20 protein-coding genes are annotated in these 21,325 nt (G+C 66.9%); 9 read left to right on the top strand and 11 right to left on the bottom strand.

What is annotated here, in order from left to right; translation table 11 throughout:
- Positions 1–14: 14 nt before the first annotated feature.
- Positions 15–965 (bottom strand): Vgb family protein, encoded by a 951-nt coding sequence (locus HMPREF2886_RS12885; RefSeq protein ID WP_033978050.1) that lies wholly within the window; start codon positions 963–965, stop codon positions 15–17.
- Between the two features lie 85 nt (positions 966–1,050).
- Between HMPREF2886_RS12885 and HMPREF2886_RS12880 the strand changes: the two genes are divergently transcribed.
- Positions 1,051–1,908: a PP2C family serine/threonine-protein phosphatase gene (locus HMPREF2886_RS12880; protein ID WP_003099950.1), complete on the top strand. Its 858-nt coding sequence runs from the start codon at positions 1,051–1,053 to the stop codon at positions 1,906–1,908.
- A gap of 172 nt (positions 1,909–2,080) precedes the next feature.
- Here the strand turns inward: HMPREF2886_RS12880 and fiuA are convergent, their stop codons facing one another.
- From fiuA to HMPREF2886_RS12865, 3 genes are all read right to left on the bottom strand, one after another.
- On the bottom strand, positions 2,081–4,489 hold the full coding sequence (gene fiuA, locus HMPREF2886_RS12875; protein ID WP_070747501.1) for a TonB-dependent ferrichrome receptor FiuA: 2,409 nt from the start codon (positions 4,487–4,489) through the stop codon (positions 2,081–2,083).
- Between the two features lie 102 nt (positions 4,490–4,591).
- Positions 4,592–5,563 carry a FecR domain-containing protein gene (locus HMPREF2886_RS12870; RefSeq protein ID WP_070747498.1) on the bottom strand — a complete coding sequence of 324 codons (972 nt, stop codon included), beginning with the start codon at positions 5,561–5,563 and terminating at the stop codon, positions 4,592–4,594.
- Entirely contained in the window at positions 5,560–6,078 is a 519-nt protein-coding gene (locus HMPREF2886_RS12865; RefSeq protein ID WP_003084762.1) for an RNA polymerase sigma factor, read from the bottom strand. Before HMPREF2886_RS12865 ends, HMPREF2886_RS12870 begins: the two co-directional genes overlap by 4 nt.
- Before the next feature lie 168 nt (positions 6,079–6,246).
- On the opposite strand from HMPREF2886_RS12865, the gene HMPREF2886_RS12860 reads away from it, so the two are divergent.
- The 3 genes from HMPREF2886_RS12860 (at position 6,247) to HMPREF2886_RS12850 (ending at position 8,158) form a co-directional block, all read left to right on the top strand.
- Complete coding sequence (locus HMPREF2886_RS12860) at positions 6,247–6,996, top strand: glutathione S-transferase family protein (RefSeq protein ID WP_070747496.1); 750 nt, start codon at positions 6,247–6,249, stop codon at positions 6,994–6,996.
- 138 nt (positions 6,997–7,134) lie between these two features.
- Positions 7,135–7,539, top strand: a complete 405-nt coding sequence (locus HMPREF2886_RS12855) for a PaaI family thioesterase (protein ID WP_073649021.1) — start codon at positions 7,135–7,137, stop codon at positions 7,537–7,539.
- Positions 7,540–7,588: 49 nt separating this feature from the next.
- The gene (locus tag HMPREF2886_RS12850; RefSeq protein WP_033978042.1) at positions 7,589–8,158 is read left to right on the top strand and encodes a TetR/AcrR family transcriptional regulator; all 570 of its coding nucleotides are present in this window, start codon (positions 7,589–7,591) and stop codon (positions 8,156–8,158) included.
- Between the two features lie 33 nt (positions 8,159–8,191).
- Here the strand turns inward: HMPREF2886_RS12850 and HMPREF2886_RS12845 are convergent, their stop codons facing one another.
- Both HMPREF2886_RS12845 and HMPREF2886_RS12840 read right to left on the bottom strand, forming a co-directional pair.
- Entirely contained in the window at positions 8,192–9,919 is a 1,728-nt protein-coding gene (locus HMPREF2886_RS12845; RefSeq protein WP_073649020.1) for an NCS1 family nucleobase:cation symporter-1, read from the bottom strand.
- Between the two features lie 347 nt (positions 9,920–10,266).
- Positions 10,267–11,193: a LysR substrate-binding domain-containing protein gene (locus tag HMPREF2886_RS12840; RefSeq protein ID WP_070747491.1), complete on the bottom strand. Its 927-nt coding sequence runs from the start codon at positions 11,191–11,193 to the stop codon at positions 10,267–10,269.
- Positions 11,194–11,280: 87 nt separating this feature from the next.
- On the opposite strand from HMPREF2886_RS12840, the gene HMPREF2886_RS12835 reads away from it, so the two are divergent.
- Positions 11,281–11,757, top strand: a complete 477-nt coding sequence (locus HMPREF2886_RS12835; protein ID WP_070747488.1) for a GNAT family N-acetyltransferase — start codon at positions 11,281–11,283, stop codon at positions 11,755–11,757.
- A gap of 83 nt (positions 11,758–11,840) precedes the next feature.
- Here HMPREF2886_RS12835 and HMPREF2886_RS12830 read toward each other — a convergent pair whose 3' ends face one another.
- Entirely contained in the window at positions 11,841–12,791 is a 951-nt protein-coding gene (locus HMPREF2886_RS12830) for a LysR family transcriptional regulator (protein WP_070747485.1), read from the bottom strand.
- Between the two features lie 103 nt (positions 12,792–12,894).
- On the opposite strand from HMPREF2886_RS12830, the gene pcaD reads away from it, so the two are divergent.
- Together pcaD and HMPREF2886_RS12820 are read left to right on the top strand one after the other, a co-directional pair.
- A complete protein-coding gene (pcaD, locus tag HMPREF2886_RS12825) occupies positions 12,895–13,692 on the top strand; it encodes a 3-oxoadipate enol-lactonase (RefSeq protein WP_058173551.1) in 798 nt (265 codons plus the stop codon).
- A 42-nt stretch (positions 13,693–13,734) separates the two neighbouring features.
- The gene (locus HMPREF2886_RS12820; protein ID WP_070747483.1) at positions 13,735–14,178 is read left to right on the top strand and encodes a hypothetical protein; all 444 of its coding nucleotides are present in this window, start codon (positions 13,735–13,737) and stop codon (positions 14,176–14,178) included.
- Positions 14,179–14,225: 47 nt separating this feature from the next.
- Here HMPREF2886_RS12820 and HMPREF2886_RS12815 read toward each other — a convergent pair whose 3' ends face one another.
- On the bottom strand, positions 14,226–16,403 hold the full coding sequence (locus HMPREF2886_RS12815) for a malate synthase G (RefSeq protein ID WP_070747480.1): 2,178 nt from the start codon (positions 16,401–16,403) through the stop codon (positions 14,226–14,228).
- Between the two features lie 306 nt (positions 16,404–16,709).
- On the opposite strand from HMPREF2886_RS12815, the gene HMPREF2886_RS12810 reads away from it, so the two are divergent.
- Positions 16,710–17,153, top strand: coding sequence for a GNAT family N-acetyltransferase (locus HMPREF2886_RS12810; protein WP_003084786.1), 444 nt, complete (start codon positions 16,710–16,712; stop codon positions 17,151–17,153).
- Positions 17,154–17,184: 31 nt separating this feature from the next.
- The gene (locus tag HMPREF2886_RS12805; protein WP_003084789.1) at positions 17,185–17,700 is read left to right on the top strand and encodes a glycine cleavage system transcriptional repressor; all 516 of its coding nucleotides are present in this window, start codon (positions 17,185–17,187) and stop codon (positions 17,698–17,700) included.
- Positions 17,701–18,389: 689 nt separating this feature from the next.
- Here HMPREF2886_RS12805 and rarD read toward each other — a convergent pair.
- The 3 genes from rarD to HMPREF2886_RS12790 all read right to left on the bottom strand — a co-directional run bounded on the left by rarD (position 18,390) and on the right by HMPREF2886_RS12790 (position 21,287).
- Positions 18,390–19,286: an EamA family transporter RarD gene (rarD, locus tag HMPREF2886_RS12800; RefSeq protein WP_033971423.1), complete on the bottom strand. Its 897-nt coding sequence runs from the start codon at positions 19,284–19,286 to the stop codon at positions 18,390–18,392.
- Positions 19,287–19,492: 206 nt separating this feature from the next.
- Positions 19,493–20,467: a serine/threonine protein kinase gene (locus tag HMPREF2886_RS12795; RefSeq protein ID WP_070747477.1), complete on the bottom strand. Its 975-nt coding sequence runs from the start codon at positions 20,465–20,467 to the stop codon at positions 19,493–19,495.
- Between the two features lie 61 nt (positions 20,468–20,528).
- Positions 20,529–21,287, bottom strand: a complete 759-nt coding sequence (locus HMPREF2886_RS12790) for a TOBE domain-containing protein (RefSeq protein WP_033971425.1) — start codon at positions 21,285–21,287, stop codon at positions 20,529–20,531.
- Positions 21,288–21,325: the final 38 nt, after the last annotated feature.

Below are 21,325 nucleotides of genomic sequence, written 5' to 3'. Positions count from 1 at the left end.
GCTCCTTGGAAGGATCAGTCGCGGACGACGCGCAGACGATCGGCGGCAGGCTCGGCGCTCCAGGTTTCTCCGGGGCGACCGCCGAGCAGGGCGTTGCCGGGCGCCGGCCGGTCGCTGGGCAGGACGCGGAATGTCGCCTGCCCACTGTCGAAACGCAAGAGCGCCCCGCTGGCGGCGTCGTGCAGCCAGACACGGTCCATGGCGTCGACCCGCAGGCTGTCCGGGCGGGCCTGGCTGTCCGGCAGCGGCCAGCTCTGCCACGAGGCATCGCTGGGATCGTAGCGGTACAGCCGGGCGCCACCGCTGTCGCTGGCCCAGAGCCTGCCGATGGAGTCGGCGCCGATCCCGCGCAAGGCCTTCGTGCCTTCAGGCGCGGGCAACCGCTCGGCGCTGCCGTCGAGCGGATCGACATGCACCAGCGCGTCGTCCTGCGCGTACCAGACCTCGCCGTCCGGGGTGACGCAGATGCCGTTCGCCGCCTTGCCCTGGGGCGAGGGCCAGACCTCCACCAGGCGCCTGGCTGGGTCGAGGCGACCGTGGAAGCCGCGGCTGCCGGTGAACCAGAGGCGCCCGTCGTCGTCGAATACCGCGGACTCGAGCCCGGCCGGCGCGGCCTTGGCCGGTAGCGGGAAACGTTCGCTGCCCAGGCGCTCGCCGCCGATGCGAAGGATGGCGTTGAGGCCGCTGTCGAGCACCCAGGCGTTGCCGCTCTCGTCGCTGACGATGGCTCGCGGCCGCGCGCCTTCGCCGAGCGGCACCTGCACGCTCTCGCCGCTGGTCGGGTCGAGACGCCCCAGCGAATGCCCGCCGTCCGCGCCGTACCAGACCGCACCCTGTGCACTGGGCGCGACCGCGTAGGGCGCGGAGCCCTTGTCCAGCGGGTAGTACTGTTCGCCGGCCAGGGCGGCGCCGGTCGACGACAGGGCCAGGAGCAGGCCCAGCAGCGGGTGGGACAGGTGACGCATACGGTTCTCCCGGAACGACGAGCGGAACGTGGAAAGGCTCTGTCTTGCTATTCTGGCAGCGCATTGAGCTTAGGAGGAACTGCGAATGGCCACAGTGGAAATACTCGGGGCGGAATGCCGCGCGGGGGGCGCGGTGAACGACGATGCGCTGGGCTGTACGGCGCAGGCCGCCTGGGTGATCGACGGTGCTACCAGCATCGGTCGCAGCGTGCTGGGCGTGGAAAGCGACGCGCGCTGGCTGGCCCAGGCGGTGGACCGGCACCTGCGGTTGCTGCTGGAAGTCGAGCCCGAGCAATCCAGCGAGACCCTGCTGCGGCGCCTGCTCAACGATATCCAGGGCGACTTCCGCGCCCAGAGCGGCCGCGACTGGCACGACCTCGAAGACATGCCGGCGGCCTGCCTGAGCCTGCTGCGGATTCGCGGCGGAGAAATCGAACTGCTCAACATCGGCGACAGCCGGATCCTCGTCGAAGGCGCCGACGGCCAGGTGCGCAGCTTCGGCGATTCGGCCCTGCACGAACTGGATCGGCAATCCCTGGCGCATTTCTGCCGGATGCGCGAGGAACATCCGCAGTGGGACCACGCCGAACTGTTCAAGGCCAGCCGCCCGCGCGTGCGGCAGAACCGCCTGCTGATGAACAAGCCCGAGGGCTACTGGGCGCTGGACATCAGCGACCGCTGGCTCGGCCAGGTGCAGCGCGAGACCTTGCCGCTCGCCGCGTTGCGTTCCTTCGTGCTGATGACCGACGGCTTCGACCGGCTGGTCGAGCCTTTCCGCCGCTATACCGACGAACAGTTGCTGCGGCGCCTCGAGGACGTCGGAGTGAGCGCCATGCTCGACGAGTTGCGCGAGATCGAACAGGGCGACGACCAGGCCCTGGCTTTCCCGCGTTTCAAGATCCACGACGACGCCAGCGCGCTGTGGGGGCGGATCGCGGGGTGAACGACGATCTCCGGCGCCCGGAATACAGGTCCTCCCCATTGCGCCGGCTGCCGATATCCCGGTCCTCTCCCTCAGGCGGGAGGAGGGCATCCGGTGCCCGGAAGGTACGTTCTGCGGTAGGGCGAATAACCGCGAAGCGGTTATCCGCCGTTGCGCACCTGTGACGCGTCGCTTACCACTTGTAGCTGACGCTGCCCACCACGCTGCGCTGGTCGCCGTAGTAGCAGTAGTAGCCGTCGCAGGACGCCAGGTAGTCCTTGTTGAACAGATTGTTGGCATTGACCGCCACGCTGACGCCTTTCAGGCTGCCGTTCAATTGGCCCAGGTCGTAGCGCACGGCGGCGTCGTACAGGGTGTACGAGCCGGCGTAGCCGTCGTAGGTGTTGGCCTGGTCGCCGTAGGTCGAGCCTACGTAGCGGGCGCCGGCACCCACGCTGAAACCGTTCAGCGTACCCTCGTGCCAGGTGTAGTCGGCCCATAGCGAGGCCTGGTTGCGCGGCGCCTGTTGCAGGCGGTTGCCTGCGTACTGGCCTTTTTTCACTTCGGTGTCGGTGTAGCTATAGGCGCCGATCATCTTCAGGTTGTCGGTGACGTTGCTGGTGGCTTCCAGTTCTATCCCGGAGACCTTCACTTCGCCCGTCTGCGAAGTGACCGGCGTGCCGCCTATGTTCTGCGACACGCTGACGTTCTCCTGACGCAGATCGTAGACCGCGGCGGTGAACAGCGAGTCGGAGCCCACCGGCTGGTACTTCACGCCGATTTCCCATTGCTTGCCTTCGGTCGGCTTCAGCGAACTGGTGCTGTTCATATCGGCGCCGGTGGTGGGCTGGAACGACTCGGCATAGGAAATGTACGGCGCCACGCCATTGTCGAAGATGTAGCTGAGCGCCGCGTTGCCGCTGAACTTCTTGTCGCGGCTGGTATTGGTGGCGTCGCCCTTGTTGTAGAAGGTGGCGCCTGTGTGTACCCAGTCCTCGCGTCCGCCGAGGGTCAGGCGCCAGTTGTCGAGGGCGACCTGGTCCTGGACGTAGAGGCCGGTCTGGTAGGTCTTCTGTTTGTAGTCGTAGAGGGCATCGGAACGCGGCGGCTTGGGAATCGGCTGGCCGTAGATCGGATTGTTGATGTTGGTCGGCGGTACGCTGAAGCCGAAGATCGAGGTGTATTCGTTGCTGGTCCGGTTGTGGTCCAGGCCCAGCAGCAGAGTGTGGCGCAGCGCCCCGGTGTCGAAGTCGGCCTGGAAGTTGTTGTCCACCACGAACTGGCTGATGTCCTCGTCCACTGACGTGCTGATGCGCTGCAGGGTGCCGTCGTCGCTGGCGGCCGCGTAATAGCCGGCTGGAGTCAGCCCCTGGAACGACAGGTCGTTGCGCAGGTAGCGCAGGTTCTGGCGGAACTGCCAGACATCGTTGATCCGCCGCTCGAAGGCGTAGCCCAGCCAGTAGTAGGTGCGGTCGTAGTATTCCCAGTCCGGATCGCCGAGGTTCTTGTGATGGGAAACCTTGCCGAACGGCGCGTCGTACTTGGTTCCGCGCAGCGGCAGGAACTGGCTGGTGATGCCGGTATCGTCGCGGTTGAACTGGCCGAGGAAGGTCAGCCGGGTATCGTCGTCGATGTTCCAGGTCAGGCTCGGGGCGATGTTGTAGCGCTTGTCGTCGATATGGTCGACCTGGGTGTTGCTGTCGCGCACCACGCCGGAAAGGCGATAGAGAAAGCGCCCCTCGTCGTCGAGCGGGCCGGTGCTGTCGAAGCTGACCTGCTTGTGGTTGTAGTTGCCGACCTCGGCCTTCACCTCGTGACTGGCGACGTTCTGCGGACGCAGGCTGACCATGTCGAGCATGCCGCCGGGCGGGGTCTGGCCGTAGACCGAGGAGGCCGGGCCACGGAGCAGGGCGACACGCTCCAGGTTCCAGGTTTCCAGCTTCGGGTTGTTGTAGACGCCGACCGCCATCGGCAGGCCGTCGAGGAACTGGGTCGGCTTGAAGCCGCGCACCTTCAACCAGTCGGAGCGGGTGTCGCTGCCGAAGCTGCTGGCGACGACGCCGGGCATGTAGCGCACCGCGTCGTCGAGGTTGTGCACGGCGCGGTCGGTCATCTGCTGGCGGGTCGCCACCGAGATCGAGCGCGGGGTCTCGAGGATCGGCGTATCGGTCTTGGTCCCGGTCATGCTGCGCTTGGCCACGTAGCCGCTGGTCGGCCCCAATGGGTCTTCCTCGGCGCCGCTGACCGTCATCGCCTGCAACGACAGGGTGTCTTCCGGCACCTTGCGCAGGCTGTAGGTGCCGCCGGCATTTTCCACCAGCTCCAGGCCGCTGCCCTTGAGCGCTTCGCGCAATGCGCCGGGCGCGTCGAAGCGACCTTGCACGGCGTGGGCGCTGCGTCCTTCGGCGAGCGCCGGTTCCAGGGTGAGGACCAGGCCGGCCTGGGCCGCGATGCGGTTCAGGGTGCCCGCCAGCGGCCCGGCGGCGATGCGGTAGTCGCGCACGCTGGCCTGTTCGGCCGGGGCGGCGTGGAGGAACGGTGCGGGAACGGCGAGGGCGATGGCTAGGGCGAGCAGGCCGGGACGGAACGTCGGGCGGGGCATGTGCGGGGCTCCTGGGTGGAAACGAGTCTCAATGCCTCCTTGCCGGACGAGTCGGAAAAAGTGATAGGGCCGGCGGAAAAATTTTTCGCCGGCCCGTTCGGTTCAGCGCGGCACCACGTCGAACCACCAGGCGTTGTGCCTCAGGCTGCGCACCGGCAGGCTCGGCTCCAAAGCCTGAAGGGCGAGGCGGGTGTCCTTCAGCGGGAAACTGCCGGTGACGCGCAGGTCGGCGATGCTCGGGTCGACCCGCAGCAGCGCCGGCGAATAGCGCCCCAGTTCCGCCACCAGGTCGGCCAGCCGGGCGTTCTCCACCACCAGCATGCCTTGTGCCCAGGCGCCGGCCAGGACCGGGGCCGCTTCGCTGGCCTGCAGGCCTTGCGGCAGGATCAGCACCTGCTGGCCTTCCTTGATCACACGCTCTTCGCTGAGCGTTTCCGCGCGCGCGGCCACCGCCGACTGCAACACGGTGAGGCGCGTGCCGGGTTCCTCGCGGCGCACCAGGAAGCGCGTGCCGAGGGCGCGCATGTCGCCATCGGCGCTGCTGACCACGAAGGGGCGCGGGTCGCCATGGGCGGTTTCCACCAGGATCTCGCCGGCCAGTAGCACGACCTGGCGGCGTTCGCCGTCGAAGCGGACGTCGATGGCGCTGCGGCTGTTCAGGCGTACATGAGTGGCATCCGGGAGGGTCAGCTCGCGCTGCTCGCCGGTGGCGCTGTAGGCATCGGCCAGCAGGTAGCGGACCGGGACGTAGCGGTTGGCCACGCCGAGCCCCACGCCCAGCGCCAGTACTAGCCCCAGGGCGCTGCCGCCGAGCCGGCGCAGGCGGCGCTTGAAGCGTGCGTTGCCGGACAGCAGGGCGTTGCGTGCCGGCCCGTTGGCGGCTCTCGCCAGGTACCGGTCGAGGCCGCCGAGCTGTTCCCAGGCGCGTTCGTGTTCGGGATGCGCCGCGTACCAGCGGTGGAAGGCGCGGTGATCGTCGGGATGGGCTTCGCCGGAGTCGAGCAGCAATTGCCAGGCGATGGCTTCGTCGAGCACCCGCGCGCGTACCGGAGAATGATGATCGGCGGTGCTCACCGGGGCTCTCCGTAGAGGGCGATGTAGCACTGGCGCAGGCCCTGGGCCAGGTATTGGCGCACGCGCGGCACCGAGACCCCGAGACGCTCGGCGATCTCCGCGTGGGGCATGCCGTCCAGGCGGCTGTAGAGAAACGCGCTGCGCGCCTTCAGCGACAGCGTGCCAAGCAGGCGATCGATCTCGCGGAGGTCCTCGAGAATCAGGTACTGCTCTTCGGCCGAAGGCTGCTCCGCTTCCGGAACCAGCGCCAGTTCGGCGAGATAGGCCTGCTCAAGGGCGGCGCGGCGGAAGTGGTCGATCATCAGGCCGCGCGCCACCTTCGCCAGGAACGCGCGCGGTTCGCGCAGGCCGGGCAGCTCCGGGCGGCCGAGGAGGCGAACGAAGGTGTCCTGGCTGAGGTCTTCGGCGCGCTGGCGGCAGCCGAGGTTGCGGTTCAGCCAGGCAAGCAGCCAGCCGCGGTGGTCCCGGTACAGGCTACCCACGAATTCGCTGTTGCTGACGTCACCCGCCGACACGGCCGCTCCCCATCCCGAAACGGGATTGAATGGAAAAACGAGAATTATTCGCAAATGATCGCAAAGTGCGACTATCCCTGCAATTGGCGTCCGTCGGGAAGCCACTTGAGTCGCCCCGGTGGTTTGCCGGAGGATCGGCGTTCCCATAACAAGAACAGGAGTCTCGCCGTGGCCGAACCTTTGCTGATCATCGGTTCCTATCTGTCCCCCTATGTGCGCAAGGTGCTGGTGCTGCTGGAGCTGAAAGGCATCGCCTACCGCATCGACCCCATCGTGCCGTTCTTCGGCGACGAGGCCTTCGAGCGCCTCAGTCCGTTGCGCCAGATTCCGGTGCTGGTGGAGGGTGACTTCGTCCTTAACGATTCCAGCGTGATTTGCCAGTACGTGGAGGAGCGCTACCCGCAGCCGAGCCTGTATCCCGCCGACATCGGCCAGCGCGCCCAGGCCCGCTGGCTGGAGGAGTACGCCGATTCGCGGCTGGGCCAGGTGATCATCTGGCAGTTGTTCCACCAGTTGGTGATCAACCGTGGCATCTGGCAGCGCGAACCCGACCAGGCGATCCTGCAACGCACCTACGACGAAGACCTGCCATCGATCTGCAACTACCTGGAAGGGCGGGTCCCGCCAAGCGGCTGGCTGTTCGGCGAGCTGTCCATCGCCGATGTCGCCATTGCCTGCCTGTTCCGCAATGCCCAGCTGGCGCGCTACCAGGTCGACGGCGAGCGCTGGCCGCGCCTGGCGCGCCTGTTGGCTGATGCTTTCGCCCTGCCGGCTTTCCAGCATCTGGCGCGTTTCGAGAAGGCCACCGCGCAGACCCCGGTCGCCGAACAGCGCCAGGTGCTGCGCGAGGCCGGCGCGCCGCTCAGCGAGACCAGCCACGCCCGCGAGCGGCCGGTGCGCGGTCCGATGAGCCGCTGAGAGGGAGAGTGGGCGGCGCCTTGGCGCCGTCCTGATGAAGCGCTATTCAGCGCCTCGATAAGACCTTCGCGGCGCTGGTGGATTCAGCGTCCGAGCATGTTCTATATAGACCAGTCTATATAAAACGGAGGCCGCACCGTGATGAACGTCCCCGAAGGGTTCCAGCCGCTGTTCCGCAGCAGTCCGTTGCTCGACCTGCTCGGTCCTTTCTTCTGCCGGCACGACGCCCAGCGCCAGTTGGTGGTGGCGCTGCGCATCGACGAAAAGCACTGCAACCACGGTGGCACCGCCCACGGCGGCCTGCTCTCGACCCTGGCCGACGTTGGCCTCGGCTACGCCATGGCGTTCTCCCGTGAACCGCCGCAGCCGATGGTCACCGTCGGCCTGCGCCTGGACTTCTGCGGGGTCGCGCGGGTCGGCGACTGGCTGGAGGTGCATACCCGGGTCGACAAGCTCGGCCAGCGCATGGCCTTCGCCTCGGCCCGGCTGCACAGCGACGAGCGCCTGGTGGCCAGCGCCAGCGGCGTGTTTCATCTGCCCTGAGGCTCGGGCATGCTTGCCCGGTCGTCTGCCGTGAGTTGGGGAGTCAGGTTTGCCGAAGAAGTCCAATGCCGCCGAACGGATCGTCCATGCCACCGCCTCGCTGCTGGCCAGCCGCGGGTATTTCGGCACCGGGCTGAGCGACATCATCGTTCGCGCCGAGGCGCCGAAAGGCTCGCTCTATCACTATTTCCCCGAGGGCAAGCCGCAGATCGCCAGCGCCGCGATCGGCTTCGTCGCCGCCGAGGTGGCGTCCTTCCTCGACCGCGCCGGGACCCAGGCCCCCCATGCGCGCAACGTCCTCCGCCAGTTCACCACGACCCTGCGTGGCTGGCTGGAACGTTCGCGTTTCGAAGAGGCCTGCCCGGTGTTTTCCACCAGCCTGAGCATCGACGCCGAACTGGCCCCGGTGCACGCCGAATGCCGCCGGGCGCTCCGCGCCTGGCACGCCAGCATCGAGCGTGCGTTGCGCGCCGACGGGCTGGCGGAAAAGCTCGCCGCCTCGCGCGCCTGGCTGATCCTCGCGGCGCTGGAGGGGGCGGTCGCGGTGGCCCGCGTCGAGCGGTCGTTCCAGGCGCTGGACGCGATCGAGGAAGAATTGCAGGCGCTGCTGCCGGCCTAGGCGGGTGTCGCGCCCAGGCCGGCCAGGTATCCGTCAGTGTTGCACGCTGTCCACCGCGATCGCTTCGCCGGAGACTTCGCGGTACGCCGCGCGGCGCTTGGCCAGGGCGTAGTGGATCAGGCCGGCCAGGCCGGCGCCGAAGAACCAGGAGAACGGCGATAGCTCGGCGAATGCCGGCAACAACGCCAGCAGGGTGGAGATGATCGCCGCCGGGACGAACGCGGCGATGGCCCGCGGGTTCACCCCTCGCGCGTAGTGATAGGCGCCGGCGCGGCTTTCGGTGTACAGCTCCGGCAGGTTCACCCGGCCTTTCCGCACCAGGTAGTAGTCGACCATGATGATCCCGTACAGCGGGCCGAGCAGCGCGCCGAGGCCGCCGAGGAAGTAGAGGATCACCCCGGGGCTGTTGTACAGGTGCCAGGGCAGGATCAGCACCGCGATGGTCGCGCTGATCAGCCCGGCGCGGCGGAAGTTCAGCAGGTTCGGCGCCAGGTTGGTGAGTACGTAGGCCGGGGCGACGAAGTTGGCCATGATGTTCACCGCCACGGTGACGATCAGCAGCGCCAGGCTGGCCAGCACCAGGAAGAGGGTGTCGGGGATCGCGGCGACGATGTCGGTGGGGCTCTGGATGAGCTGGCCGTCGATCCTGAACTGGGCGCCGGCGAGGACCACCGCGAACAGGCCGAACAGCAGGATGTTCACCGGCAGCCCCCAGAAGTTGCCGACGCTGATGGTGCGGCGGTCCGGGCAGCCGCGGGCGAAGTCGCAGAAATTCAGGATCATGGTGCCGTACAGGGTGACCCAGAACGCCGCGCCGCCGAAGATCTTCAACCCCATCTGCGAACCGCTCATGGGTTCGCCGCTGGACCAGGCGATGGAGGCGCCGGCGCGCAGGTACATCCAGGCGGCGAGGGCGGCGACGGTGAGCAGGATCACCGGTCCGGCGAAGGATTCGTAGCGACGCACCATCTCCATGCCGTAGGCGAAGATCAGCAGTTGTACGCACCAGATGGCGACGAAGGTCGCCCAGCCCAGGCTCGACAGGCCGAGGATGGCGTCCTGGTCGTAGGCTGCGAGCCCCGGCCAGATCGCCGTCAGCAGCACGCGCAGGACGATGGAGGCGAGATAGGTCTGAATGCCGAACCAGGCGATGGCGATCACCGCGCGGATCAGCGCGGGGAGTTGCGCGCCGTGAATACCGAAGGCGATGCGACACATCACCGGGTAGGGCAGCCCGGTCTTCTGGCCCATGTAGCCGGACAGGTTCATCAGCCCGTAGACCATCAGCGCGCCGAGGGCCAGCGCGGCGAGGATCTGCGCGCCGCTCATGCCGAGGGCGAAGAGGCCGATGGCGAAGGAGTAGTTGGCGATGTTGTGCACGTCGTTGGTCCACAGCGCGAACAGGCTGTAGCGTCCCCAGCGGCGCCCTTCGGCCTTGGTCGGGGCGAGATCGGCGCTGTACAGGCGCGGGCTCAGCGGCGGCAGTTCGGTGCCGGCGTGATGGCTGGCGCGGGGCAGGCAATCGAGACTGGCGGGAGTACCCAGGTCCAGGCGCGCCGCCGAGAACTCCGCTGCGCGCAGCCCGGCGCGGGGCAGGCAGTCGAGACTGGCCGGAGTGCCCAGGTCGAGCAGCGAGGCGGAGAACTCGGCGCTCCGCTGACCGGCGCGCGGCAGGCTGTCGAGGCTTTCCAGGGTGCCGAGGTCGAGCAGCGAGGGAGAAAACTCGCGGGGCGAGGCGGGCGGCTTCGGGGTGCTGGACATGGCGGTCTCCTCCGGCAGTCGGAAGAACTCGGCGCGAGGTCGGGTTCGTCTGTTGTTTTTGTATACAAGAATTTCGAAGATTTAAGCCAGTTATGTGCCAACCGATCCTCGACCGACTTTTCCGTGTTCCGCGGAAACCGGCCTTTCGGCGGCAAGCCCCTGAAACCGCTTGGGAAAAGGCTGTCGCTTCGATCAGGTAAGAATTTCGAACCGATTCATAGGCTTATGCGGACGGACGAGGGAGAGCGGAAAAAAGCGGGGCGCCCGGAGAGCGTATTGGGAAAATTGTGCACAATAATTGTGCCCAGTGTTACCGCCGTGCCCGTCGACGGTGCGCGTCGCGAAGCTCAGCCCGTCCGGGAAATATCCAGGCTCGTCAACTGCCCGATCATCCACGCATGGGCGTCACGCCCGACATGCTGGACGTGGCTGTAGAGCCGCAGCACGTAGGGCGGGATGTCGAACGGCGCGGGATACAGGGCGAGGCCGGCGGCTTCCGCCAGTGCCTGTGCGGCATGGCGCGGAGCGGTGAGCAGGAAATCGGTGGAGCCCGCCAGGAACAGCGCCGCCAGCACCGTCGGCAGTTGTACCGCCACTTCGCGACGCAGGCCGGAGCGGGCCAGCAGCCGGTCGATCACCCCGCTGTCCTCGTTCCACGGCGTCACCACCGCATGCCGTTCGGCCAGGTAGCCCTCCAGCGTCGGCGCCCCGGCGAGGCGCGGGTGGTCGCGCCGCGCCACCACCACGTAGCGGTCGGCGAACCAGTCATGGGCCTGGATGCCTTCGGGCAGGCGCTCGTGTTCCTCGTCGTAGCCGAGGGCGAAATCGATCCGCCCGCTGGCCAGGGCCTCCACCGACAGCTTGCGTTCCGCGTTGACCAGGCGCAGGCGCACTCCGGGCGCGCTGTGCTGCAGGCGGTTCATCAGCGGCGGAAGCAGGGCGAAAGCGGTGTAGTCGGTGGCGGCGAAGACGAAGGTGCGCTGGCTCTGTCCCGGTACGAACGGCCGCCACTCTTCCAGCCCCTCGCCGAGGGCGCGCAGGGCGGCGGCCACCGCAGCGGCCAGGTGCTCGGCACGCTGGGTCGGCTGCATGCGGTTGCCCTGGCGCAGGAACAGCTCGTCGTCCAGCCCCTGGCGCAGGCGCCCCAGCGCATGGCTGAAGGCCGAGGCGCTGATCGCCAGTTCGCCGGCGGCGGTGCCGACGTTGCGGTGGCGGTACAGGGCGTCGAACACCCGCAGCAGGTTGAGATCGAGACGGCGCAGCAGCGGATGCATGTTATTCAGTTGCCGATGAGAAGAATGCACTTCATGCATCTTAGCAGTCGCACTAGGATGGCCGGATCCCCCACCGGAAGATTGCCCATGACTCTCGAAATCCGTCCCGCCGTAGCGGCCGACGCCGAACAGATCCTTGCCTTCATCATCGAACTGGCCGACTACGAGCGCGCCCGCCACGAGGTGGTCACCGATGTCGAAGGTATCCGCCGCAGCCTGTTCGCCGAAGGCTCGCCGACCCGCGCGCTGATGTGCCTGAGCGAGGGCCGGCCGATCGGCTATGCGGTGTATTTCTACAGCTACTCGACCTGGCTGGGGCGCAACGGCATCTACCTCGAAGACCTCTACGTCACCCCGGAATACCGTGGCGTCGGCGCCGGTCGCCGGCTGCTCCGCGAGCTGGCCCGCGAGGCCGTGGCCAACGACTGCGGACGCCTGGAGTGGAGCGTGCTGGACTGGAACCAGCCGGCCATCGACTTCTACCGCTCCATCGGCGCGCTGCCGCAGGACGAGTGGGTCCGCTATCGCCTGGATGGCGAGGCGTTGCGCAAGATGGCGGAGTAGCTGGCCTGGCGGCAAGCTGGCGTCGATGCCGGGGGAGTGTGTGGGGGGAGGGCGAATAGCGCCTGGCGATATCCGCCAGTTTCTCACCGAGGACGCCTGGCGCCTGCCGAGTCATCGCCACCGGTATCCATGCCGCTCTCCCGTAGCGCTGTAGCGTTGTCCCGCAGGAACGCCCACAGACGTTCCGCTACCGGGCCCTGCGCGCGATCGCACCGGCGCGCCGCCACCACCTCTTCGCTGTGTCCTGGCAGATGCGGCCCGGCCAGGGCGAGCAGGCGACCGTCGGCCAGTTCCTCGTCGACCAGGAAGTCCGGCAGGTGCCCCCAGCCGAGGCCCTGGAGGATCACCTCTTTCTTCGTTCGCTGGTCCGGCACGCTGCACTGTCGCGCGCCGGCGAGCATGAAATAGTCCGTCGGCGGAGAATGGCGGGCGCTGTCGCGCATCACGCACTGGGCGAAGGGGCGCAGTTGTTCCGGGCGCACCGGTCGCGGCGGAGGATCGCCGAGCAGGCCCGGGGCGATGACCGGGACCAGCCCGACCCTGCACAGGTCGAGCCATTCCAGGCGTGGGTCGGACTTGTCCACGCGATGCAGGATCAGGTCGGCCTCGCCGTCCAGCAGGCGCTCCAGCGGGCCACTGACGGTTTCGAACAGCAGTTGCAGGCGGGTCTGCGGCTGGCTGCCGAAGAACCCTGCGAGCAGCGCCAGGGCCGGGCGCGGCGGGCAGAGGTCGCCCAGTACCACGCGCAGCTCGCTTTCCTCGCCCTGGGCCAGGTGCGCGGCGTGGCCACGCAGCCCTTCCAGTTCGTAGAGCAGGGCCTGGGCACGTTGATGGAAGGAGCGACCGGCGGCGGTCAGGCCGACCCGGTAGCCGCCCCGTTCCAGCAGCGCCAGGCCGAGCTGGCGTTCCAGCCGGGCAACGGCGGCGAACACCGCCGGATGGGAGCGGTGCAGGCGCTGTGCGGCGGCCTGGAAGCCGCCGGCGTCGACCACCGCGTCGAAGCATTGGAGGTCGTGGAGGGTGAAGTCGTGCATGTCAGCTTCCCTGACAGAGTCGTTCCATTCTTTGTAGTTTTTCCCAGGGGCCGTCGCAACTAGCCTGGCGTGCATGGCAATCACCCTGACCCCGGAGGCTCCCATGGGCAACCTGTCTTTTCTCGCTACCAGCGATGGCGCCAGCCTCGCCTATCGCCTGGACGGTGCGGCGGAGAAACCGCTGCTGGCGCTCTCCAACTCCATCGGCACCACCCTGCACATGTGGGATGCGCAGCTCCCGGCACTGACCCGACACTTCCGCGTCCTGCGCTACGACGCCCGTGGCCATGGCGCCTCCAGCGTGCCGCCGGGGCCCTACACCCTGGCCCGGCTGGGCGAGGACGTACTGGAGCTGCTCGACGTGCTGGAGGTGCGGCGTGCGCATTTCCTCGGCCTGTCCCTGGGCGGGATCGTCGGCCAGTGGCTGGCGCTGCATGCGCCGCAGCGGATCGAGCGGCTGGTGCTGGCCAACACCTCGGCCTGGCTCGGCCCCGCGGCGCAGTGGGACGAGCGCATCGCCGCGGTGCTGCAGGCCGAGGACATGAGCGAGACCGCCGCGGGCTTCCTCGGCAACTGGTTTCCGCCGACGCTGCTGGAGCGCGCCGAACCCGTCGTCGAGCGCTTCCGGGCGATGCTCATGGCCACCAACCGGCACGGCCTGGCCGGCTCCTTCGCGGCGGTGCGCGATACCGACCTGCGCGCGCAACTGGCGCGGATCGAGCGGCCGACCCTGGTGATCGCAGGGGCGTACGACACGGTCACCGCCGCCAGCCACGGTGAGCTGATCGCCACGTCGATTGCCGGGGCCAGGCTGGTTACGCTGCCGGCAGTGCACCTGTCGAACGTCGAGTGTCCATGGGCGTTCGAGGAAGCGGTGCTGAGCTTTCTCCGCGCAGACTGATTACGCTATCGTCGCGCCTTTTCCCGCGGCGCAGGAGCCGACATGAACGAGCCGGGCAGTTTCATCTGGGCTTGGTACGGGCAGGATGAGCATCGATGGGTCCTGCTCAGCGCAGAGGCGTTCCTGGCGCTCGATTTCCTGGCCCTTGACGGTGCCATGCAGAGAGAGACCATCGGCAGTTGCCCGGGCTGCTCTACCTGGTCGGAGAAGGTCGTGCCGTTGCACGAGTGGCTCGAAGGCTGTCCGGGTCACCAGGCCGGGAATTTTCGCGATGCCTTGAGGCGTGTCTGGGCGCTGTGCAACGAGCTGCCCGAGGAAGCGCTGGGCTGCTTCGACTTCGACATCTATGCCCACCCCGGATGGCAGGCGGTACGTCGAGAGGCCCGGGAGGCGCTGCGGCAGAACGGTTGGGTCAGCATCCGTAGCCACGCCGAGGAGCTGCGCGACGACTGTTGGGAGCGCGTGCATGGCTACCCGAAGAAATGAAAAAGCCGCCCCTCGGGGCGGCTTTTCGTTGCGCTGCGGCGAACGGCCTACAGCCCGTTCTTCGCCTTGAACTCGCGGCGGCGGCGATGCAGGACCGGCTCGGTATAGCCGTTCGGCTGCCGGGTGCCTTCCACCACCAGCTCCAGGGCGGCCTGGAACGCGACGTTGTCGTCGAAGTTCGGCGCCATCGGCCGGTAGGATGGGTCACTGGCGTTCTGCCGGTCGACCACCACGGCCATACGCTTGAGGCTCTCGACCACCTGCTCCTGGCTGATCACGCCGTGACGCAGCCAGTTGGCCAGCAGTTGGCTGGAGATGCGCAGGGTGGCACGGTCTTCCATCAGGCCGACGTCGTTGATGTCCGGCACCTTGGAGCAGCCGACGCCCTGGTCGATCCAGCGGACGACATAGCCGAGGATGCCCTGGGCGTTGTTGTCCACCTCGTTCTTGATCTCTTCCGCGGTCCAGTTGGTGTTCGGCGCCAGCGGAATGGTCAGGATGTCGTCCACCGAGGCCGGGGTGCGCTTGGCCAGCTCGGCCTGGCGGGCGAACACGTCGACCTTGTGGTAATGCAGGGCGTGCAGGGTCGCGGCGGTCGGCGACGGGACCCAGGCGGTGTTGGCGCCGGCCAGCGGGTGGCCGATCTTCTGCTCGAGCATGGCGGCCATCAGGTCGGGCATGGCCCACATGCCCTTGCCGATCTGCGCCTTGCCTTGCAGGCCGGTGGCCAGGCCGACGTCGACGTTGTTGTTCTCGTAGGCGCCGATCCACTTCTCCGACTTCATGGCGCCCTTGCGCACCACGGCGCCGGCTTCCATGGAGGTGTGGATCTCGTCGCCGGTGCGGTCGAGGAAGCCGGTGTTGATGAACACCACGCGATCCTTGGCCGCCTTGATGCAGGCCTTCAGGTTCACGGTGGTGCGGCGCTCCTCGTCCATGATGCCGACCTTCAGGGTGTTGCGCGGCAGGCCGAGGACGTCCTCGACGCGGCCGAACAGCTCATTGGTGAAGGCGGCTTCTTGCGGACCGTGCATCTTCGGCTTGACGATATACACGCTGCCGGTGCGGCTGTTCTTGCGGCTGGTGTTGCCGTTCAGGTCATGAATGGCGATCAGGCTGGTGAACAGACCGTCCTGGATGCCTTCCGGCACTTCGTTGCCGTCCTTGTCGAGGATCGCATCGTTGGTCATCAGGTGGCCGACGTTGCGCACGAACAGCAGCGAGCGGCCGTGCAGGGTCAGTTCGGAACCGTCGGCCCTGATGTAGACGCGGTCCGGGTTCATGGTGCGGGTGAAGGTGCTGCCGCCCTTGCTGACTTCCTCGGCCAGGTCGCCTTTCATCAGGCCCAGCCAGTTGCGGTAGATCACTACCTTGTCGTCGGCGTCGACCGCGGCGACCGAGTCCTCGCAGTCCATGATGGTGGTGAGGGCGGCTTCCATCAGCACGTCCTTCACGCCTGCGGCATCGGTCTGGCCGACCGGGCTGCTGGGGTCGATCTGGATTTCGAAGTGCAGGCCGTTGTGCTTGAGCAGTACCGCTTGCGGCTTGGCGGCGTCGCCTTGGAAGGCAAGGAACTGGCCAGCGTTCTTCAGGCCGGTTTCGCTGCCGTTCTTCAGCGCGACGACCAGCGCGCCGTTCTTCACGCTGTAGGAAGTGGCGTCGACATGGGAGCCGGACTCCAGCGGCGCGGCCTCGTCGAGGAAGGCACGAGCGAAGGCGATGACCTTGTCGCCGCGAACCTTGTTGTAGCCCTTGCCTTTCTCGGCGCCGCCTTCTTCGCCGATCACGTCGGTGCCGTAGAGTGCGTCGTACAGCGAGCCCCAGCGGGCGTTGGAGGCGTTCAGGGCGAAGCGCGCATTCATCACCGGCACCACCAGCTGCGGGCCGGCCATGCGGGCGATCTCGTCGTCGACGTTCTGGGTGCCGGCCTGGAAGTCTTCCGCCTCGGGCAGCAGGTAGCCGATTTCCTCGAGGAAGGCCTTGTAGGCAGCGGCGTCGTGGGCCTGGCCGGCGCGAGCCTGGTGCCAGCCGTCGATCTTGGCCTGGAGTTCGTCGCGCTTGGCGAGCAGGGCTTTATTCTTCGGCGCCAGGTCGTTGATCACGGCCTCCGCACCGGTCCAGAACGTGTCGGCAGAGACGCCGGTTCCGGGGATGGCTTCGTTGTTCACGAAGTCGAACAGGACTTTGGCGACCTGCAGGCCACCGACTTGAACGCGTTCAGTCATTGTTTGCCTCACTCTGCTCTAGACCAGCTCTGGACCCGGGCCGCACGGCCTTGTAGTCCGAGCCGCGGCATACTACATGATGCCGCGGGAAAAATCAGTGGTTACGCGTCGCGTTACGACTGGATGACGCTTCACGGTCACGTTGGCCAGGCTCAATGTTCGCAAAAAAACTGTACTTTGTTCCAGATAAATCTAAAAACAGTACACGATTTATCGCGAGCCCAACTGCGGCGCGGCGTCGCAGGATGTTTCACTGCGCTGCGAGCGCCTTGCCTATACTCCCGGAATCGCCCCAGGAGCCTCGCCATGCCCGTCCATGCCGCATCCCTCGCCGATCTCGCCGACCTGGTTCCGCTGTTTTCCGCCTACCTCGACTTCTACGAAGTGCCGGCGCCGGAAGAGCAGGTCCGCGCATTTCTCGCCGAGCGCCTGCGCCAGGGCGATTCGACCCTGTTCCTGGCCAGGGATGCCGAGGCGCGGGCGCTGGGCTTCGTCCAACTCTATCCGCTGTTCGCCTCCCTGGCGCTACGACCTTCGTGGTTGCTCAGCGACCTCTACGTCCGCCCGGAGGCGCGCCGCCAGGGCGTCGGCGAGGCCCTGATGAACCAGGCCCGGGGTTTCGCCGAAAGCATGGGCGCCTGCGGCCTGCAACTGGAGACGGCGAAGACCAACCACGCCGGGCAGTCGCTCTACGAGCGCCTCGGCTATGTCCGTGACGAACAGTTCTACACTTACTGGCTGCAGCTCTGAACTCCCATTCGTCCCAGCAGGAGGCAAGCTCATGGATCACCTGGTCCTGACCGTGATCGCCACCGACCATCCCGGCCTGGTCGAGCGCATCGCCCAATGCATCGCCTCCCACGGCGGCAACTGGCTGGAAAGCCGCATGTCGCGGATGGCCGGGCAGTTCGCCGGGATACTGCGGGTGGCCGTGCCGGCGGAAGGCTACGACGAACTGGTGGAAGGGCTACAGGGCCTGTCCAGCCATGGCATCCGCGTACTCCTGGCGGAAAGCGGGATCGAGCCGGTATGCAACTGGAAGCCTATCCACCTCGACCTGGTGGGCAACGACCGCCCCGGTATCGTGCGCGACATCACCCGGCTGCTGGCCGAGCACGGAGTGAACCTGGAGAGCCTGTCCACCGAAGTGCGCCCGGCGCCGATGAGCAGCGAACCGCTGTTCCATGCCGATGCGCTGCTGGCGGTGCCGCTGACCCTGTCGCTGGACACCCTGCGCGAGCGACTGGAAGACCTAGCCGACGACCTGATGGTGGAATTGGTGCTGGACGCGTCCTGAAGTTGTTCAGGAAAGCCGGGGACGGGCCTGTGGAAAAGCCTTGGGTGAAACCCTGAAGCCCAGGCGCCGCGAGGCTTGGAGGTCGTAGCGCGTTTTTTGACCAGCTGCGTTGCGGTTATTCCCAAACCAGGTGGACCAGCCTGTGGGTATTCTGTGTGGATAAGCTTGCAGGCCTCTAGCCATGGGCGATACAAGGGCTTGATCGTTTTCTGAGCAGCCTCTCTTGTGCTTTTGCTTGTGGATTAACCTTCACCGCTATCTTTGGCCCTGTGCACAAATAACGTGGAGCAGTCTGTGGGTAAGCCGGGGAAGAATTCATGCAGGCCTTTATCCATCGGTAGTCCAGGTGTCCGTACGTTTTTTGATCGATGCCTTTTCCGGTTCATCCACAGTTGCTCACAAAAGCCTTGGGCAGCTTTGTGGATAAGCCTTGTGTATATCGCTGTAACCATTGGTAAGACTGGCGCGCAGCGGTATGCTCAAAGTCTGATCAAGCGCTTTGCGGGGCCACTTCCGAAGAGTTATCCACGTGCCTGCGGAGAGGAGAAGGCAGGTCTATGCACAAAGTGCGTGCATGATCCTGTGGAAAAGCCTGGGGTGGAACGCTGAGCGTCAGTATTGGCGGGGGATAGGAAGGAGTGCGTGTTTTTTCGCCAGGCTTGCGGCGTTCCGCAAGCCTGGGGATAACGTCAGCCCGGCGGCGGGAGGCGGCGCAGGCTGCGCCAGGCGTCGAAGCTGTAGACGGCCAGGGCGAGCCAGATGAAAGCGAACGCGGTCAGGCGGCTGGAGTCCAGGTGCTCGCCGAACAGCAGGATCGCCTGTAGCAGGACCAGCGTCGGCGCCAGGTATTGCAGGAAGCCCAGGGTGGCGTAGGGCAGGTGCCTTGCCGCAGCGTTGAAGCAGACCAGCGGAACCAGCGTCACCGGGCCCGCGGCGACCACCCACAGGGCTTCCGGGGTGCTCCAGAAAGCCGTTTCGCTGGTCGGCCCGTCGGCGAACAACAGCAACCAGACCAGCGCCAGTGGCAGCAGCAGCCAGGTTTCCACCACCAGTCCGGGCAGCGCGGCGACCGGCGCCTTTTTGCGGATCAGGCCGTAGAAGCCGAAGGTCAGGGCCAGCACCAGCGACACCCAGGGCAGGCTGCCGAGTTGCCAGACCTGCTGCGCCACGCCCAGCGAAGCCAGGGCCACCGCCAGCCATTGCAGGGGACGCAGGCGTTCCTTGAGGAGCAACATGCCGAGCATCACGTTGATCAGCGGATTGATGTAGTAGCCCAGGCTGGCTTCCAGCATGTGGCCGTTGTTCACCGCCCAGACATAGGTCATCCAGTTGCTGGCGATCAGCAGTCCGCTGGCGGCCAGCACGACGAAGCGCTGCGGATTCTGGCGCAGCTCGCGCCACCAGCCCGGGTGTTTCCAGAACAGCAGCAGGACGGCGCCGAACAGGGCCGACCAGACCGCGCGCTGGACGATGATTTCCACCGCGGGGATGCGTTCGAGCAGTTTGAAGTAGAGCGGGAACAGTCCCCAGATCACATAAGCCGTCAGGCCGAGGACATAGCCCCGACGGAGGTTGGCGGTCGCCATGGAGAATCCTTGAAACGTCAGGCAGGTAAGAATGGCCGTGCACGGTATGCACGCGCGGATGACCTGTGAATTCTAGTAGGGGGGTGGCGGGCTTGTCTGCGCACAGTTCCCGCGGAAAAGCACCGGCACACTTGCCTTTCGTTCGACTGCCCCTGGTAAGCCAGGGCGGACAGCGCTGCGCGCCATTCGCCCTGTCCGCAGGAGGCTCAGAACAGCCGCAGCGGTTCCTCGTCCAGCGCCGCCAGTTGTTCGCGCAGCACCAGCACCTGCTCGCCCCAGTAACGTTCGCTGCCGAACCAGGGGAAGCTCGGCGGGAACGCCGGGTCGTCCCAGCGCCGCGCGAGCCAGGCGCTGTAATGCATCAGGCGGAGGCTGCGCAGGCCTTCGAGCAGCGGTAGCTGGCGCGGGTCGAAGTCGTGGAACTCGTTGTAGCCGTCGACCAGTTCGGCAATCTGCGCCAGGCGTTCGTGGCGCTCGCCGGCGAGCATCATCCACAGGTCCTGGAGGGCCGGGCCCATGCGGCAGTCGTCGAGGTCGACCATGTGGTAGACCTCGTCGCGGCACAGCAGGTTGCCCGGATGGCAGTCGCCGTGCAGGCGGATCGGTTGGTAGGGCACCTCGGCGAACAGGGCGTCGAGGCGTTTCAGCAGGTCGCGGGCGACCGACTCGTAGGCCGGCAGCAGGCTCCTGGGGATGAAATTGCCTGCCAGCAGGGTTGTCAGCGAGGCGTGGCCGAAGTTATCCACAGCGAGCGCCTCGCGGTGCTCGAACGGCCGCGTGGCGCCGACCGCGTGCAGGCGGCCGAGCAACTGGCCGAGGCGGTAGAGCTGGTCGAGATTGCCCGGCTCGGGCGCGCGCCCGCCGCGCCGGGGGAACAGGGCGAAGCGGAAGCCGGAGAATGCGAACAGGCTTTCGCCGTCGCGCGATAGCGGCGCCACCACCGGCACCTCGCATTCCGCCAGCTCGGCGGCGAAGGCGTGCTCCTCGCGGATCGCCGCGTCGCTCCAGCGGCCTGGTCGGTAGAACTTGGCGATCAGCGGCTCGCCATCCTCGATGCCGACCTGGTACACGCGGTTTTCGTAGCTGTTGAGCGCCAGCACCCGTGCGTCGCTGAGATAGCCGAGGCTTTCCACGGCATCCAGGACGAGGTCGGGGGTCAGTTGGTCGAAGGGATGGGACATGACGGGGCATCCAAGGCTCGAAAGACCCCTAGTGTACGCAAGCCGGCGCGGGCCGGCAGGTTCACAGCGGCGTGCCGAGCAGGACCTGGGCCGGATCGAAGGAGGCGATCACCTTCTGGCCCTTCTTCAGCCCCAGGCTGGCCAGGCGTTCGCCGGACAACAGCGCGCAGAGGGTAAGACCGCTGCCCAGGGCGATGCGCACCTCGCTGGGACCGGCCTTGGCCGCGAGGATTTCCTCCAGGGTGCCTTGCAACTGGTTCGGCTGGTCCTCGCGCGTTTCCAGCCCGACGTCCAGCCAGCCGGCCTTGATCAGCGCCAGTACCGGGCGGCCGCGACCGAGTTCGAGTTGCTCGGTGCTGGCGCGGGTAATCAGCGCCTCGATGCGTTGCTGGCCTGGCAGCTCGATGGCGATGCGGTCGTGGAAGCCTTCGCCGTGGATCGACAGGACCCGTCCGTGCAATTGGTTGCGTGCGCTGGTGCGGAGCATCAGGCGGCCGATCAGGTTTAGGTCCTCGGCGTCTTCCGCGGCCTGCAACACCTGCGTTTGCAAGGCTTCCAGGCGCCGGTAGAGAGCCAGCAGGCGTTCGCCCTCGGCGGTCAGCCGGGCGCCGCCGCCGCCCTTGCCGCCGACGCTACGCTCGACCAGCGGGCGGTCGGCCAGGTTGTTCAGTTCGTCGATGGCGTCCCAGGCGCCCTTGTAGCTGATGCCCACGGCCTTCGCCGCACGGGTGATGGAGCCCAGTTCGGCGATCTGCGCGAGCAGGGCGATGCGTTGTGGGCGACGGGTGACGTGCTGGGCGAGAGTGGAGAGTGCGGACATGGAGGCTTCGCTATGAGCGGACGTATACGGCGAAGGCT

This window comes from Pseudomonas sp. HMSC066A08 (assembly GCF_001813025.1).
Taxonomy (GTDB): Bacteria; Pseudomonadota; Gammaproteobacteria; order Pseudomonadales; family Pseudomonadaceae; genus Pseudomonas; species Pseudomonas aeruginosa.
This window is presented reverse-complemented; position numbering and strand designations above follow the sequence as displayed.